Origin of the sequence: Streptomyces sp. CS113 (assembly GCF_002188365.1) — a bacterium.
GTDB lineage: Bacteria > Actinomycetota > Actinomycetes > Streptomycetales > Streptomycetaceae > Streptomyces > Streptomyces tendae.
Genome location: NZ_KZ195574.1, coordinates 2709552 through 2725377 on the forward strand (window position 1 = coordinate 2709552; position 15826 = coordinate 2725377).

At 70.5% G+C, this 15826-nt stretch carries 14 protein-coding genes and 1 riboswitch; of the genes, 6 read left to right on the forward strand and 8 right to left on the reverse strand.

The features are described from left to right. The 8 genes from B9W62_RS11650 to B9W62_RS11685 form a co-directional block, all read right to left on the reverse strand. The coding region (locus tag B9W62_RS11650) for an ABC transporter ATP-binding protein (protein WP_256976282.1) at nucleotides 1-1230 on the reverse strand (1230 nt) is incomplete at its 3' end. Nucleotides 1231-1253: 23 nt separating this feature from the next. Beyond that, nucleotides 1254-2351 (reverse strand): ABC transporter ATP-binding protein, encoded by a 1098-nt coding sequence (locus B9W62_RS11655; RefSeq protein WP_087807111.1) that lies wholly within the window; start codon nucleotides 2349-2351, stop codon nucleotides 1254-1256. After that, entirely contained in the window at nucleotides 2348-3346 is a 999-nt protein-coding gene (locus B9W62_RS11660) for an ABC transporter permease (protein WP_087807112.1), read from the reverse strand. Before B9W62_RS11660 ends, B9W62_RS11655 begins: the two co-directional genes overlap by 4 nt. Before the next feature lie 108 nt (nucleotides 3347-3454). Further along, on the reverse strand, nucleotides 3455-5257 hold the full coding sequence (locus B9W62_RS11665) for an ABC transporter substrate-binding protein (protein WP_087807113.1): 1803 nt from the start codon (nucleotides 5255-5257) through the stop codon (nucleotides 3455-3457). A gap of 71 nt (nucleotides 5258-5328) precedes the next feature. Then, a complete protein-coding gene (locus tag B9W62_RS11670) occupies nucleotides 5329-6336 on the reverse strand; it encodes an ABC transporter permease (protein WP_087807114.1) in 1008 nt (335 codons plus the stop codon). A 326-nt stretch (nucleotides 6337-6662) separates the two neighbouring features. Beyond that, a complete protein-coding gene (locus B9W62_RS11675) occupies nucleotides 6663-7460 on the reverse strand; it encodes an enhanced serine sensitivity protein SseB C-terminal domain-containing protein (RefSeq protein ID WP_087807115.1) in 798 nt (265 codons plus the stop codon). Between the two features lie 193 nt (nucleotides 7461-7653). Further along, on the reverse strand, nucleotides 7654-8421 hold the full coding sequence (locus B9W62_RS11680) for an enhanced serine sensitivity protein SseB (RefSeq protein WP_087807116.1): 768 nt from the start codon (nucleotides 8419-8421) through the stop codon (nucleotides 7654-7656). Between the two features lie 79 nt (nucleotides 8422-8500). Continuing rightward, entirely contained in the window at nucleotides 8501-9169 is a 669-nt protein-coding gene (locus B9W62_RS11685) for an AAA family ATPase (protein WP_087807117.1), read from the reverse strand. Nucleotides 9170-9347: 178 nt separating this feature from the next. Further along, nucleotides 9348-9441, forward strand: a riboswitch (glycine riboswitch). Between the two features lie 155 nt (nucleotides 9442-9596). Between B9W62_RS11685 and gcvT the strand changes: the two genes are divergently transcribed. The 6 genes from gcvT to B9W62_RS11715 all read left to right on the forward strand — a co-directional run bounded on the left by gcvT (nucleotide 9597) and on the right by B9W62_RS11715 (nucleotide 15804). Then, nucleotides 9597-10730 (forward strand): glycine cleavage system aminomethyltransferase GcvT, encoded by a 1134-nt coding sequence (gcvT, locus tag B9W62_RS11690; protein WP_087807118.1) that lies wholly within the window; start codon nucleotides 9597-9599, stop codon nucleotides 10728-10730. 108 nt (nucleotides 10731-10838) lie between these two features. After that, a complete protein-coding gene (gene gcvH / locus B9W62_RS11695) occupies nucleotides 10839-11216 on the forward strand; it encodes a glycine cleavage system protein GcvH (protein WP_087807119.1) in 378 nt (125 codons plus the stop codon). 14 nt (nucleotides 11217-11230) lie between these two features. Then, the gene (gene glyA / locus B9W62_RS11700; RefSeq protein ID WP_054102037.1) at nucleotides 11231-12493 is read left to right on the forward strand and encodes a serine hydroxymethyltransferase; all 1263 of its coding nucleotides are present in this window, start codon (nucleotides 11231-11233) and stop codon (nucleotides 12491-12493) included. A gap of 100 nt (nucleotides 12494-12593) precedes the next feature. Continuing rightward, on the forward strand, nucleotides 12594-13961 hold the full coding sequence (locus B9W62_RS11705; protein ID WP_087807120.1) for an L-serine ammonia-lyase: 1368 nt from the start codon (nucleotides 12594-12596) through the stop codon (nucleotides 13959-13961). Between the two features lie 311 nt (nucleotides 13962-14272). Then, nucleotides 14273-15040, forward strand: a complete 768-nt coding sequence (gene fabG, locus B9W62_RS11710) for a 3-oxoacyl-[acyl-carrier-protein] reductase (RefSeq protein WP_087811861.1) — start codon at nucleotides 14273-14275, stop codon at nucleotides 15038-15040. Beyond that, a complete protein-coding gene (locus B9W62_RS11715) occupies nucleotides 15037-15804 on the forward strand; it encodes a thioesterase II family protein (RefSeq protein ID WP_218781986.1) in 768 nt (255 codons plus the stop codon). Before fabG ends, B9W62_RS11715 begins: the two co-directional genes overlap by 4 nt. Nucleotides 15805-15826 lie beyond the last annotated feature (22 nt).

The following is a 15826-nucleotide window of genomic DNA, read 5'->3' on the forward strand; positions in this document are numbered from 1 at the left end:
GGTCTTGGACGTCTCGGCAGTCTTCGACGCCTCGGCGGTCTTCGACGCCTCGGTGGTCTTCGACGTCTCGGTCGCCTCGACCTCCGCGGCCACCGCCGCCGAGGTCGCCGCCGACTCGGCCAGCGCGTCCTCCGACACCAGCTCCGCCGCCTCCTTGGCGGCGGTGAGCAGGACGACGTCCTGCGGGGCCTGGTCCTCGAAGTTCTCCGGGTGGTGGCAGGCCACCTGCTGCCCCGGCCGCAGCTCCTTGAGCGGCGGCTCGGTGGTCGTGCAGATCTGCGTCGCCTTCCAGCACCGGGTGTGGAAGCGGCAGCCGCTCGGCGGGGCGATCGGCGAGGGCACGTCGCCCTTGAGCAGGATGCGCTCGCTCTTCGCGCCGCGCCGCGCCGGGTCCGGGATCGGGACGGCCGACATCAGCGCCTTGGTGTACGGGTGCATCGGCGACTTGTAGAGCAGGTCGCGGTCGGCCAGCTCCATGATCTTGCCGAGGTACATCACCGCGATCCGGTCCGAGACGTGCCGGACGACAGACAGGTCGTGCGCGATGATCACGTACGTCAGGCCCAGCTCCTGCTGGAGGTCGTCGAGCAGGTTGACGACCTGGGCCTGGATCGACACGTCGAGCGCGGAGACCGGCTCGTCGGCCACGACCAGCTTCGGGTTGAGCGCGAGCGCGCGGGCGATGCCGATGCGCTGGCGCTGGCCGCCGGAGAACTCGTGCGGGTAGCGGTTGTAGTGCTCGGGGTTGAGGCCGACCACCGACAGCAGCCGCTGGACCTCCTTCTTGACCCCGCCCTCGGGCTGCACGCCCTGGAGCTTGAACGGGGCGCTGACGATCGTGCCGATGGTGTGGCGCGGGTTCAGCGAGGAGTACGGGTCCTGGAAGATCATCTGCACGTCGCGGCGCAGCGGACGCATGCCGCCGACCCCGAGGTGGGTGATGTCCTTGCCCTGGAACTCGACCTTGCCCGCGGTCGGCTCCAGCAGCCGGGTGATCAGGCGGCCCATGGTCGACTTGCCGCAGCCGGACTCGCCCACGACGCCCAGCGTCTCGCCGGCCCGGACCTCGAAGTCGATGCCGTCGACGGCGCGGACCGCGCCGACCTGGCGCTGCAACAGGCCCTTCTTGATCGGGAAGTGCTTTTGCAGGCCGGTGACCTTCAGCAGGGTCTCGCCGGGAGCGGCGTCCTTGGTGAGGGTGGTGCCGCTGGTCTGTGCGGGGATGGTCACCGCTTTGTCCTCTGCCTGGTCGCTCACAGCTTCGGCGCAATCTCTTCGGTCCAGATACGCTCCCGCTGCTCCTGCGACATGTGGCAGGCGGCCCAGTGCTTGCTGCCGACCTCGGTCAGCTCGGGACGGACCGTGCGGGTGACGTCGTCCTTGGGCACGTCGGCGTACGGGCAGCGCGGGTTGAAGGCGCAGCCGGACGGGAGGTTGATGAGGGAGGGCGGTGAACCCTTGACCGGGATGAGGCGTTCCTGCTGGTCGCGGTCGAGCCGCGGCATCGAGCCGAGCAGGCCCCAGGTGTAGGGGTGCCGGGGCTCGTAGAACACCTTCTCCGCCGGACCGCGCTCGACGCACCGGCCGCCGTACATCACCAGGAGGTCGTCGGCCAGCTCGGCGACGACGCCCAGGTCGTGGGTGATGACGATGACGGCGGAGCCGAACTCCTTCTGGAGGTCGCGGATGAGGTCGAGGATCTGCGCCTGGACGGTGACGTCCAGGGCGGTGGTCGGCTCGTCCGCGATGAGCAGCTCGGGGTTGTTCACCAGCGACATCGCGATCATCGCGCGCTGGCGCATACCGCCGGAGAACTCGTGCGGGTAGCTGTCCACCCGCTTGTCGGGCTGCGGGATGCCGACGCGGTCGAGCATCTCCACCGCGCGGCGCTTCGCGGTCTTCTTGTCCACCTTGTGGTGGATGCGGTACGCCTCCACGATCTGCTGGCCGATCGTGTAGTACGGGTGCAGCGCGGACAGCGGATCCTGGAAGATCATCGCCATCTCGCGGCCGCGCAGCTTGCGCACGTAGTCGGGGTCGGCGGACAGCAGCTCGGTGCCGTCCAGCCAGATCTCACCCGATATCTGCGCCTTGCGCTTGCCGTACTGGCCGGCGGTGTGCAGGCCCATGATGCCGAGCGAGGTCACCGACTTGCCGGAGCCGGACTCGCCCACGATGCCGAGGGTCTTGCCCTTCTCCAGCTGGAAGGAGAGCCCGTCGACGGACTTGACCATGCCGTCGTCGGTCGGGAAGTGGACCTTGAGGTCGCGTACTTCCAGGAAGGCGGTCGGCGCGGGCGAGGTGCCGGCGGGCTCGCCCACCGCGGCCCCGCTCTTGCTCAGTTCGGTCATGCGAGCCTCACTCGGGGGTCGATCACGGCGTACAGGACGTCCACCACGAGGTTGGCGATCAGCACCGCGAGAGAAGTGATCAGGACGACCCCCAGGATAAAGGGCAGGTCGTGGTTCTGGATTGCGTCCAGCACCTTCTGGCCGAGGCCGGGGAGGCTGAACGTGGTCTCGGTCAGGATCGCGCCGCCCATCAGGGCGCCGAGGTCCATGCCGAGCATGGTGAGCAGCGGGGTCAGGGTCGAGCGCATCGCGTGCTTGCTGATGACGACCTGTTCCTTGAGGCCCTTGGCCCGCGCGGTGCGGATGTAGTCCTCGCCGAGGATCTCCAGCATGGTGGCGCGGGTGATCCGGGCGTACATCGCGGCGTAGAGGAAGGCCAGCGTGATCCAGGGCAGGATCATGCCGCCGAGCCATCCGCTGAAGCTCTCCTCGAGCGGTACGAACTCACCGTCGATCCAGCCGAGTCCGTAGGAGAAGATCGCCAGGCTGAGCAGACCGGTGAAGTAGATGGGGAGGGAGACACCCGCCAGGGCGACGACCATCGCGCCGCGGTCCCACAGCGTGCCGCGCTTGAGGGCGGAGAGCACGCCGGCGGCCACGCCGAAGATCAGCCACAGCACGGCGGCGCCGAGCGCGAGAGCCAGGGTCACCGGGAAACGCTCGGTCAGGACCGGCCAGACCGACTGCTCGGTCTTGAAGGAGTAGCCGAAGCAGGGCGCGGAGCAGTGGGTCACGTCGCCGCCGGCCGCGTAGGTGCGGCCCGCGAAGATGCCCTTGAAGAACTCCCAGGCCTGGACGAAGACCGGGTCGCCCAGACCCAGCTTCTGCCGCACACCTTCGACGGCGGCGGGGTCCGCCTGCTTGCCGACGAAGTTCAGGGCGATGTCGACCCCGGCCCACTTGGGGACGAGGAAGAAGATGCAGAAGACCACCAGGATGATGACCACGAGCATCACTGCGGCGGCGAACAGCCGCCTGATGAGGTAAGCGAGCACGGGTTGCGGCCCGCTGCGTCCCGCGGGCCGCCGGAGGTCTTCCGGCGGCCCGCGGTCACGCCGCGCCGGCCTTCACCTGCCTTTCGTGCCGTACGGCGGGTGTACCGGTTACTTCTTGGGGTTCTTCAGGCCGATGTTCACGAAGTCGTACATACCGCTGTAGGCGTCGGTGGTGTACACGTTCGCGATGTTGCTGGAGCGCCAGTTGATGAACTTCTCGAAGACGAAGGGCAGGTAGTAGCCGCCCTCCATCACCTTGTGGTTGATCTCCGTGGCGATCTTCTGCTTGCCCGCGTCGTCCTTCGCGGTCAGGTAGTCGGCGAAGAGACCGTCGATCTTCGGGTCGTCGATCATCGCGAAGTTGTTGTTCGCGCTGTCGAGGATGTAGTCGCTGTGCCACAGCGGCAGACCGTAGCCCTGCACGGACGGGAAGTCCGGGCCCCAGCCCATGATGATGATGCCGTAGCCCTTCTTCTTCACGTTCGAGGGGCTGCCGATGACGCTGGCGTACTGCGAGCCGTCGTACTGGTCGATCTCGACCTTGATGCCGACCTTCTGGAGCGAGGCCTGGAGGGACTCGGCGGTGGCGACCTCGACCGGCTTGTTGTTGCGGACCGCGATGGTGGTCTTGAAGCCGTTCGGCTGGCCGCAGGCCTTCAGCTCTTCCTTGGCCTTCTCGACGTTGCCCTTCTTGTTGGCACCGGCCATCTCGTACGGGTCGTACTTCTGACCCTCGGAGCCCGGGACGGCGGGCGGCAGCATGTTGGTGCCGATGTCACCGCCGGCGACCGGGCCGCCGCGCGCGGTCTGAAGGGAGACGTGGTCGGCCCCGTAGAGCACGGCCTTGCGGCAGTGGATGTTGTCGAACGGCTTCACGTTCTGCGGGAACGCGGCGTACCGGATGTAACCCGAGACCGGGTTGTCCAGGTTCTCCTTGTGCTCCTTCAGCGCCGTGGTACGACCCTGCGGCGACAGACCGGTCTGGGCCAGGTCGATGTCGTAGTCGCCGGCGATCAGGCGGGCGTCCAGGTCGTTGGCGTTGGTGAAGAACTTGATCGTGATCTTGTCCGGGTACGCCTTGCGGACCGGGTCCGAGCTCTGCTTCCACTCGGCGTTGCGGACCAGGGTCAGGTCCTTGCCGGGGTTGTAGGACTCGAACTTGTACGGACCCGAGGAGAACGGGTGGAGGCCGTACTTGGACTTGGTGTCCTTGTCCTGGCGGACCGGGGACGCCGAGGTCAGCGCGAGCATCTCCTCGAAGTCCGAGTTGGCCTGCGGGAGCTTGAAGACGATGGTCTTGTCGTCCGGCGTCTCGATCGCCTTCAGACCGAGCTTGTCCTTGGACGTGTCCTTGTACGGGCCCTTGTACTCGTCCTTGGGGTCGAGCACCTCCTTGAGGTACGTCGGACCGCCGGACAGCACGTCCTGCGCCCAGACGCGCTCGATGCCGTACTTGACGTCCTTGGAGGTGATCGGCTTGCCGTCCTCCCAGGTGACGCCGTCACGCAGGGTGTACGTGTAAGTCTTGCCGTCGTCCGAGACCTTGGCGACGTCGGTGGCGAGGTCGGGGGCGACCTCGGCGCCGGTCTTGCCCGGCTCCGTCTTGTTGGTGACGAGCTGGCGGCTGTAGTAGCGGGAGAAGTTCCACATGAAGCCGTAGTAGCCGCGCGTGGTGTCCCACGAGTCGGCGTCCTGCGTGCTCGCGAACTTCAGCGTGCCGCCCTTCTTGGCCTCGGAGGCCTGGGCGACCTTGTTGTTGGCCGCGTCGAAGCCGGCCGCGCCGTTCTTCGAACCGCCGCTGCCGCTGTCGTCGTCGCCGCCGCCGCACGCCGCCGTGGTCAGCAGCGCGGCGACCACTGCGGCAGCGGCCAAAGCCTGCTTGCGCCGCCCTGAGGTGCGTTGGGTAGTCACGATCTCGGATCCTCCGGATTAGATGAGAGACCCCGTGCAGGTGCCACGGGTCGCTTTGCGGTACGGCAGGGTCAGCGGGAGCCCTTCGGGTCCAGCGCGTCGCGCACGCCGTCACCGAAGAGGTTGAAGGCAAGAACGGTGATGAAGATCGCCACACCGGGGACCACCATGTACATGGGGTCCGACTTGTAGTAGTCGATCGCGCTCGAGAGCATCTGCCCCCACGACGACGTGGGCGGCTTGACGCCCACACCCAGGAAGCTGAGCGCCGCCTCGGTGAGGATGTTGGTGGGGATCATCATCGTGGTGTAGACGATGATCGGCGCCACCAGGTTGGGCAGCAGTTCCTTGAACAGGATGTAGAACCGTCCGGCCCCCAGCGACCTGGCCGCCTCGACGTACTCCCGTTCACGCATGGAGAGGGTCTGGCCGCGGACCACGCGGCCGATGTAGGGCCAGCCGAAGAAGCCGATGACCACGATCATCATGAGCAGGCGCACGCCCGTGCCGCTCAGCCCCAGCATCGAGTCCGGCATCACGGAGACCAGCGCGATGATGAACAGGAGCTGCGGGAAGGCCAGCAGGCCGTCCATGATCCGGCTGATGAGGGAGTCGACCCAGCCGCCGAAGAAGCCGGCGAGCACCCCCAGGACGGTGCCGATGACCACGGCGACCATGGCGGACAGGAAGCCGACGAGCAGCGAGATCCGGGCGCCGTGGACGATGCGGGCGAAGATGTCGCGGCCGTTGACCGGCTCCACGCCGAGCCAGTGGTCGCCGCTGACGCCGCCCAGCGAGCCCGTGGGCGTGCCGAAGAGCGGGTCGATCATGTCCTCGTTGTACGCGTTGGGCTCCTGCCCGTACAGGGAGGTGATCAGCGGCGCGAAGACGGCGACCAGGATGAGGACCAGCACCACGATGCCGCCCGCGAGGGCCAGCCGGTCCTTCTTCAGGCGCTCCCAGGCGATCCGGCCCAGGGAGCGCCCTTGTACCGACTTGGCCTCGGCGCCGGCGACCGCCGCTTCCTCTGCCGCACTCGGGGCCGCTTCCGCGGTCGGCTCGTGCAATGGTGCCGTCATCTGGCAGGGACCCCTCTCAACCGGCGGTAGCCGGCCCGCACTTGCCGCTGTAGCGGCGTGATCAGTCCGTCGTACAAAGAGGCGAGCATCCACCCCTTGTTGCGGGAGTCTTCAATGCATTGGCGATCTGTAGCCAGACTTGACGGGGAATGGATGCGCAACCGTGATGCTGTTTGAGGTGTTCCGTTATCCGGACAGTGGGTAACGGGGGTCGGACGCGGGCAAGTTGGGACATCGGCGACAAAGGGGGGCTTTGCGTCGTCATCTACGCGCGAAGATCGCCTCTGCCGACCGTGTTCGGCGGGGCCCGCGAGAGCCCGCGACCGTCAGTACCGGCTACCGGCCGGAGGGTATCCGTACCCGCCCGCGGGTGCCTGGGCGGGGGCGGCCGCGTGGGCCTCGCGGTCGTAGAACGGGCGCGCGTTGGCCCGCAGCCACAGGGCGACCGGGTCGTGGGCGTCGGTCATCGCCACCGTCGACACCGGCAGCCCGTCCGGCACCGCGCCGACGGACTGCTGCATCATCGCGCGCACCGCGTCGACGGCCGGCGGGGAGGTGTCGTACACGTCCAGGCCGATGGCGAGGTACGGCGCCCCGAGCGCCGGCTGCACCCAGGCGCGGCGCAGCGCGCGGACCGCCGGGGTGCGGTGGGCGTTCTGCGCGAGCAGGGCGTAGAACTGCGGGATCTCGATGGCCGGTTCGGACAGGCGCAGCGGGCCGGCGGGCTGACGGTCCAGGCCGGAGGCGATGCGGCGCAGGTCGAGCCAGGGAATGCCGACGCCGCCGCCGGGGGCGTGCGGGTTGAGCCACAGGCCGTAGTGGTCCGGGTAGAGGGCGCGGGCCACCTCCAGGCCGTCGACCACCTCGTACGACCGGTTCCAGCCACTGGCGGACAGCTCCTGGGCGGAGGTCACGCAGGGTGCGTAGCCGTAGCCGGCGACCTCCATGCTCCCGTACTGGGCGTCCGGGGAGCCGGCCTGTCCGTGCCACAGCAGCATCCAGACCTGGCCTGAGGCGGGGGTGGCGAGGGCGCGCAGCAGGGCCTCGTAGGCGTCGTAGCGCCCGGGCGTCACCTGGCGCAGCATGTGCTCGACCTGTCCGGTCGTGGTGCCGCTGGCGCTCACGCGTATCGCCCCTTCGAGAAGTTCCCCCGGTGTCGGGACCAGCTTAAGGCTCCGCCGGGTGCGGGGAGCCTTCCAGCTCGGGGTGTGCTGTCGTCTTGCGGCAGCGGGTGCGTCGTGGCCCGTCGCGCCCGCGCGGCGGAGCCGCACATGTCACCGCCCCGCGCCCCTTTCGGGGCGCTCACCTGACCGGCGTCTACAAGTCCCGGTCGTAGAAGGGCCTGACCCTTTCCCGCATCCAGTCGCAGACCGGGTCCTGGGCCGCCTCCAGGAGGATCAGGTTGACCTCCCATTTCAGGGGGGACTTGGCGAGGGCTCGGCCCAGGGCGTCCAGCGGGAGGGCGCGGGCGTCGCCCTCCCAGTGGGTGAGTTCGACGCCGACGAACAGGACCGGGTCGGCGGTCTCCACGGCGGCCAGGCAGCGGCGCGCGCTGCGTACGACGCCGGTGGCGGCGAACTCGGCGGAGGCCGCGGCCAGGAAGTCCACCGGGTCGTCCTGCCAGTCCGGCTCGAAGAGGCGGACCCGGCCGCCGGAGGAGGGCCCGTCCAGCGGGGTGCGCCCGGCCCGGCACAGCTCGGCCACGGCGGGCGGCGGCAGCGGGATGCCGACCACGCCCTCCGGGTTCACCGCGATGCCGACCTGCGGGGGCAGGCCGCGGGCGAAGTCCGCGGCGGGGGCGATGGTGTACGCCATGTGCGCCCCGGCGACCTGGCGCAACTGCTCCTCGGAGCTGAACACCGGCACGTAGGCCTGGCCGTCGATCTCCAGCGAGGGCAGGTCGAGCGGGCCGCTGTGCGGGCCGCCGCCGTTCGGCAGGGGTATCCACAGGAAGCTGCGGCCGAGGACCTCCACGATCCGGCCACCGGCCGAGGCGATGCCGAGGGATGCGGACAGCACCTCCTCCAGCTCGTTGCCTGGCCACCCGCCGTGCGGGTGGGGGTGCGCCTGTGCCGGGAAGTCCATCTGCCTACCTACCGCCTGCCTGGTACCGCCGTTCGTGGCTGAAAGGCTAACCCGTTCGATCCCGGTGCCCTACCGTGCGTCACCCCGTGAAGGCGATCCGGCGGAGGGTGTCGGCCGCCGCCCGGTCCAGGACGACCGCCGAGGTACAGCCGGCGGGCAGGGTGCCGTCGGTCACCGCGCGCAGCAGGCGGGAGTTGGCGGTGCGGTGCCGCAGGAACGCGTACCGCGAGACGCCCCGGCCGCGCTCGCGCTGGCCGGCCAGGGCCTCGCCGGGAGCGACGTCGAGGAGCAGCAGGTGCAGGGTGCCCTTCCGGCGGCGGGCCTCGCGGGCCAGCCAGCCGCGCACCCAGGCCTGGGTGCCGCAGTCGTGCACGACGACGCCCTCGCCGGAGCGCAGCGCGCGGCGCAGCCCCGCGTAGTGGGCGAGGCGGACGAGGGGGCGGTAGAGCGCGTACGGCAGGAGACGCGGCATGCGCTGGTCCCAGCGGTCGCGGGTGTCCTGGGAGTCGATGCGAGCGCCGCGCACGGTGCGCCGCATCAGCGTGGACTTGCCGCTGCCGGGCAGACCGGTGATCACCACCAGGTCCCGGGGTCCGAAGAGCAGGGCGTGCGGGCTGCGGCCGTCGCGGTCCCTCAGGTCGCGGACGACGGGTGCGGGCAGTGGGGCGCATGCCTCGGGGGCCGGGGCGGCGGGCTGCTTGGGCAGCGCGAGTCCCGAGGTCGTGGCGTACGCCGTGGTCCTGTTCACCGTGATCGTCCTCCCCTGGGGCGGTACACGAGTACCTCCCCGTCGAGTGTAAAGAGAAGGTAATGCGCGGGTCTCGCGTTTTCGTTCGCTTACTGCCACAAGCCGGTTACAAGAACAGCTCTGCCCACGGATGAGCCAGGCGTGCAATGATGGCGGCGCCAACTGCATACCGGCCGTTTGAATCCGCGCGGGAGAGTCCCCGGCCGCGCCGGGGCGCCGAAGGAGCAAGTCCCTCCCTTGAATCTCTCAGGCCCCGTTACCGCGCGGGCGAGGCACATCTGAAAAGCGGACCGCCCCCGACGGCGGTCCCACCCAAGGTGCAAGCCCTGATCGCCGTACTCCGGTGGCCGCGGCGAACCTCTCAGGTTCCGATGACAGATGGGGAGGACCGACCTCGCCCCGTCCTGTCCTGGGAGACGACCGACCGATGAGCAGTACCGAACTGCGCCGTACCGCGCTCGATGCCACGCATCGCGCCCTGGGCGCGACGATGACCGACTTCGCCGGCTGGGACATGCCCCTGCGCTACGGCTCCGAGCGCGAGGAGCACGTCGCGGTGCGCACCCGCGCCGGTCTCTTCGACCTCTCGCACATGGGTGAGATCACCGTCAGCGGGCCGCAGGCGGCCGAGCTGCTGAACTTCGCGCTGGTCGGCAACATCGGCAGCGTGAAGCCGGGCAGGGCCCGCTACACCATGATCTGCCGCGAGGACGGCGGCATCCTGGACGACCTGATCGTCTACCGGCTCGGTGGGACCGAGGCCGCGTCTTCTCAGTACATGGTGGTCGCCAACGCCTCCAACGCCCAGGTCGTGCTGGACGCGCTGACCGAGCGGGCGGCCGGCTTCGACGCCGAGGTGCGCGACGACCGGGACGCCTACGCGCTGCTCGCCGTGCAGGGCCCCGAGTCCCCGGGCATCCTCGCGTCGCTCACCGACGCCGACCTGGACGGCCTGAAGTACTACGCCGGTCTGCCCGGCACGGTCGCCGGCGTCCCGGCGCTGATCGCGCGCACCGGTTACACCGGCGAGGACGGCTTCGAGCTGTTCGTGAAGCCGGAGCACGCCGTCGAGCTGTGGCAGGCGCTGACCAAGGCGGGTGAGGGCGCCGGGCTGATCGCGTGCGGCCTGTCCTGCCGGGACACGCTCCGCCTGGAGGCGGGCATGCCGCTGTACGGCAACGAGCTGTCGACCGCGCTGACGCCGTTCGACGCCGGTCTGGGCCGGGTGGTGAAGTTCGAGAAGGAGGGCGACTTCGTCGGGCGCGCCGCGCTGACCGAGGCCGCTTCCCGGGCGGAGCAGAACCCGCCCCGCGTCCTGGTCGGCCTGGTCGCCGAGGGCCGCCGGGTGCCGCGCGCCGGGTACCCGGTCGTCGCCGGCGGCGAAGTGATCGGCGAGGTCACCTCCGGCGCCCCGTCCCCGACGCTGGGCAAGCCGATCGCCATGGCGTACGTCGACCCCGCGCACGCGGCTCCCGGCACCGAGGGCGTCGGCGTGGACATCCGGGGCAGCCACGAGCCGTACGAGGTCGTGGCGCTGCCGTTCTACAAGCGCCAGAAGTAGACACTGGGCGGCGGCCCTCCCCGGCAGCCCCCCGCGTCGCACCGGGCGCACCCCCGCCCCACCACCCCCTTCACCAGCCACTTCCTCGCGTACAGGAGAATTCAGGCCATGAGCAACCCCCAGCAGCTGCGCTACAGCAAGGAGCACGAGTGGCTGTCGGGCGCCGAGGACGGCGCCTCGACGGTCGGCATCACGGAGCACGCGGCCAACGCGCTCGGTGACGTCGTCTTCGTGCAGCTTCCCGAGGTCGGCGACTCGGTGACCGCGGGCGAGACCTGCGGCGAACTGGAGTCGACCAAGTCCGTCTCCGACCTGTACTCCCCCGTCTCCGGTGAGGTCACCGCGGTCAACGAGGACGTCGTCAACGACCCGTCGCTGGTGAACAGCGCCCCCTTCGAGGGCGGCTGGCTGTTCAAGGTGCGGATCACGGACGAGCCGGCCGACCTGCTCTCCGCCGACGAGTACACCGCCTTCACCGCCGGCTGAGGAGTCCCGACCGCATGTCGCTTCTGAACACACCCCTGCACGAGCTGGACCCCGACGTCGCCGCCGCCGTCGACGCCGAGCTGGACCGCCAGCAGTCCACCCTCGAGATGATCGCCTCGGAGAACTTCGCCCCGGTCGCGGTCATGGAGGCCCAGGGCTCGGTCCTCACCAACAAGTACGCCGAGGGCTACCCCGGCCGCCGCTACTACGGCGGCTGCGAGCACGTCGACGTGGTCGAGCAGATCGCCATCGACCGGGTCAAGGCGCTCTTCGGCGCCGAGCACGCCAACGTGCAGCCGCACTCGGGCGCCCAGGCCAACGCGGCCGCGATGTTCGCGCTGCTCAAGCCCGGCGACACGATCATGGGTCTGAACCTCGCCCACGGCGGGCACCTGACCCACGGCATGAAGATCAACTTCTCCGGCAAGCTCTACAACGTCGTCCCCTACCACGTCGGCGACGACGGCCAGGTCGACATGGCCGAGGTGGAGCGCCTGGCCAAGGAGACCAAGCCGAAGCTGATCGTGGCCGGCTGGTCGGCCTACCCGCGTCAGCTGGACTTCGCCGCGTTCCGCAAGGTCGCGGACGAGGTCGGCGCGTACCTGATGGTCGACATGGCGCACTTCGCCGGCCTGGTCGCGGCGGGCCTGCACCCGAACCCGGTCCCGCACGCGCACGTGGTGACCACCACCACCCACAAGACGCTGGGCGGCCCGCGCGGCGGTGTGATCCTCTCCACGGCCGAGCTGGCCAAGAAGATCAACTCCGCCGTCTTCCCCGGTCAGCAGGGTGGCCCGCTGGAGCACGTGGTCGCCGCGAAGGCCGTCGCCTTCAAGGTCGCCGCGAGCGAGGACTTCAAGGAGCGCCAGGGCCGTACGCTGGAGGGTGCCCGCATCCTGGCCGAGCGCCTGGTGCGGGACGACGCGAAGGCCGCGGGCGTCTCCGTCCTGACCGGCGGCACGGACGTCCACCTGGTCCTGGTCGACCTGCGCGACTCCGAGCTGGACGGGCAGCAGGCCGAGGACCGCCTCCACGAGGTCGGCATCACGGTCAACCGCAACGCCGTCCCGAACGACCCGCGCCCGCCGATGGTGACCTCCGGTCTGCGCATCGGTACGCCGGCCCTGGCGACCCGCGGCTTCACCGCCGAGGACTTCGCCGAGGTCGCGGACGTGATCGCCGAGGCGCTGAAGCCGTCCTACGACGCCGAGGCGCTCAAGGCCCGGGTGAAGGCCCTGGCCGACAAGCACCCGCTGTACCCGGGTCTGAACAAGTAGACACCGCACCCGAGGGGTGGGACGCCGCATCCGCCACAAGCGGCCGGGCGCCCCGCCCCTCGGCACCCCCTCCGCACCACCCCCGTTCTGAGGAGTCCCCGTGGCCATCTCGGTCTTCGACCTGTTCTCGATCGGCATCGGCCCGTCGAGCTCGCACACGGTCGGCCCGATGCGCGCGGCCCGCATGTTCGCCCGCCGCCTGCGCAACGAGGAGCTGCTGGACTCCGTCGCCTCGGTCCGGGCCGAGCTGTACGGCTCGCTCGGCGCCACCGGCCACGGCCACGGCACGCCCAAGGCGGTGCTGCTCGGCCTGGAGGGCGACTCGCCGCGCACGGTGGACGTGGAGACGGCCGACGACCGCGTCGAGAAGATCAAGGCCGCGGGCCGCATCCGCCTCCTCGGCGAGCACGAGATCGCCTTCGCCTACGACGACGACATGGTCCTGCACCGCCGCAAGGCCCTCCCCTACCACGCCAACGGCATGACCCTGTGGGCGTACGGCGCCGACGGCACCGAGGTGCTGACCAAGACCTACTACTCGGTCGGCGGCGGCTTCGTCGTCGACGAGGACGCGGTGGGCGCGGACCGCATAGTCCTGGACGACACCGTCCTGAAGTACCCCTTCCGCACCGGCGACGAGCTGCTGCGCCTGGCCCGCGAGACGGGCCTGTCCATCTCCGCGCTGATGCTGGAGAACGAGCGGGCCTGGCGCGACGAGGACGAGATCCGCGAGGGCCTGCTGGAGATCTGGCGCGTGATGCGGGCCTGCGTGGACCGCGGCATGACCCGCGAGGGCATCCTGCCGGGCGGTCTGAAGGTCCGCCGCCGCGCCGCGAACACCGCGCGCAAGCTGCGCTCCGAGGGCGACCCGCTGGCCCTGGCCATGGAGTGGATCACCCTCTACGCCATGGCCGTGAACGAGGAGAACGCGGCCGGCGGCCGGGTCGTGACCGCCCCCACCAACGGCGCGGCCGGCATCATCCCGGCGGTCCTGCACTACTACGTGAACTTCGTGCCCGGCGCCGACGAGGACGGCGTGGTCCGCTTCCTCCTCGCGGCCGGTGCCATCGGCATGCTCTTCAAGGAGAACGCCTCCATCTCCGGCGCCGAGGTCGGCTGCCAGGGCGAGGTCGGCTCCGCCTGCTCGATGGCGGCCGGCGCCCTCGCCGAGGTGCTCGGCGGCTCCCCGGAGCAGGTGGAGAACGCCGCCGAGATCGGCATGGAGCACAACCTCGGCCTCACCTGCGACCCGGTCGGCGGCCTGGTCCAGATCCCCTGCATCGAGCGCAACGGCATGGCCGCGGTCAAGGCGGTCACGGCGGCCCGGATGGCGATGCGCGGCGACGGCTCCCACAAGGTCTCCCTCGACAAGGTCATCAAGACGATGAAGGAGACCGGCGCCGACATGTCGGTCAAGTACAAGGAGACGGCCCGGGGCGGGCTCGCGGTGAACATCATCGAGTGTTAGGCGGATGGGCCCTGACCGGCGAGTTCGTAACGTTCGGCGCTGTCAGGGCCTTTCCTGCCCACGCGCCGCGGCTGCGCCCCGCTCGCCGGCACCGCACCTGACGGGCCACCGGGCACGCGCACGCGGTCGGCCGCCGACGACCGGCCGGGTGCCGTGGGCCGGCCTCGCACGGGACACCCGCCTCTCCGCCGGCCGCCGAGCCAGCCCCCGGCGTACGCGGGGCGCGGGACGGGGCCGGATGCAGGGTGCCGTATAGGCCAGATATAGCTCGCGAACACACGCTCGACCCATCCGAACGGATGGGGGGCAAGATGCCGGAACTTGGGGCAGAGAAGCCGGAGCAGTCCGGGCAGATCGCGCTGGTGACCGGAGGGTCACGGGGAATCGGGCGGGCGGTGGCCACCCGGCTCGCGCACGACGGTTTCGACGTCGCGATCTGCTATCGGTCCGACGAGAGCGCGGCCGAACAGGTCGCCAAGGAGATCCGGGCCGCGGGCCGCCGGGTGCTGACCCGCCGCGTGGACGTCGCCGACCGGGCCGGGGTGCGGGCCTTCGTCGCCGACGTCGAGTCGGAACTCGGGCCGGTGACGGCGGTCGTGACGTCCGCCGGCATCACCCGCGACCGGCCGCTGGCGCTGATGCAGGACGACGAGTGGGACTCCGTGCTGCGCACCAACCTGGACGGGACCTACAACCTGCTGCGCTCGGTGGTCAGGTCGATGATCCGCCGCCGCGAGGGCACCGTGGTCACGCTGTCCTCGGTGGCCGGCGTGGTCGGCAACGCCGGGCAGACCAACTACTCGGCGTCGAAGGCCGGCATCATCGGCCTCACCCAGGCTCTGGCCAAGGAATTCGGCCGGTACGGCGTCCGGGCCAACGCGGTCGCCCCGGGATTCATCGACACCGAGATGGTCGCCGGCGTCCCCGAGTCGGTGGCCAAGGACGCCATCGGCCGCATCCCGCTGGCGCGCTTCGGCACCCCCGACGAGGTCGCCTCCCTCGTCTCCTACCTGGTCTCGCCGCAGGCCGCGTACATCACCGGCCAGGTGGTGCGGATCGACGGCGGCATGGCGCTGTGACCGGTCCGGGGATCTGGTTCCGTCACTACCGGGGGGCGGTCGCGCCGCGCGTGCGCCTGGTGTGCTTCCCGCACGCCGGGGGCAACGCCCGGCTCTTCCACGGCTGGGCGTCCCGGCTGCCCGCCGACGTCGAACTCCTCGCGGTGCGCTACCCGGGCCGCCAGGAGCGGATGAACGAGCCCTGCGTCGAGACGATGGACGAACTGGCCGGCCCGATCTCCGAGGCGCTCGCGCTCCACCGCGACCTGCCGCTGGTCCTCTTCGGCCACAGCATGGGCGCGGCGGTGGCCTACGAGGTCGCGGTACGCCTGGAGGGCCCTGCGTCCGACGGCCCAGGACCGGCCCTGCTGCTGCTCTCCGGCCGGACCGCGCCGCACGTCACCAGGCCGACCGCGCTGCACCGGGCGGCGGACGACGTGCTGGTGGCCGGGGTCACCCGGCTGGGCACCCTCGGCGGTGACGCCTACGCCGTACCGGAGCTGCGGGAGCTGCTGCTGCCGGTGCTGCGGGCGGACTACCGGCTCATCGAGACGTACGACAGGAAGCGGCCGCCGGTGCTGCGGGCGCCGATGGTGGCGTACCTCGGCGACCGCGACCCGGGTGTCACCCGGCCGGGGGTCGAGGCCTGGTCGGAGCTGACCGACGGCGACTTCGCCGTGCGCTCCTTCGCCGGCGACCACTTCTACCTCGCGCCCCGGGAGGCCGAGCTGACCGCGGACATCGCGCGGCGGCTGGAGCGGCTCCCGGTACCCCGGCCGGCCTGAGCCGGCGTCCCGTACACACCGC

What these genes read in the sequence shown, in the direction of transcription:
- B9W62_RS11655 (WP_087807111.1), bottom strand. Translation starts at nt 2,351, where the DNA reads ATGACCGAACTGAGCAAGAGCGGGGCCGCGGTGGGCGAGCCCGCCGGC.
- B9W62_RS11670 (WP_087807114.1), bottom strand. Translation starts at nt 6,336, where the DNA reads ATGACGGCACCATTGCACGAGCCGACCGCGGAAGCGGCCCCGAGTGCG.
- B9W62_RS11680 (WP_087807116.1), bottom strand. Translation starts at nt 8,421, where the DNA reads ATGGACTTCCCGGCACAGGCGCACCCCCACCCGCACGGCGGGTGGCCA.
- gcvT (WP_087807118.1), top strand. Translation starts at nt 9,597, where the DNA reads ATGAGCAGTACCGAACTGCGCCGTACCGCGCTCGATGCCACGCATCGC.
- gcvH (WP_087807119.1), top strand. Translation starts at nt 10,839, where the DNA reads ATGAGCAACCCCCAGCAGCTGCGCTACAGCAAGGAGCACGAGTGGCTG.
- glyA (WP_054102037.1), top strand. Translation starts at nt 11,231, where the DNA reads ATGTCGCTTCTGAACACACCCCTGCACGAGCTGGACCCCGACGTCGCC.
- fabG (WP_087811861.1), top strand. Translation starts at nt 14,273, where the DNA reads ATGCCGGAACTTGGGGCAGAGAAGCCGGAGCAGTCCGGGCAGATCGCG.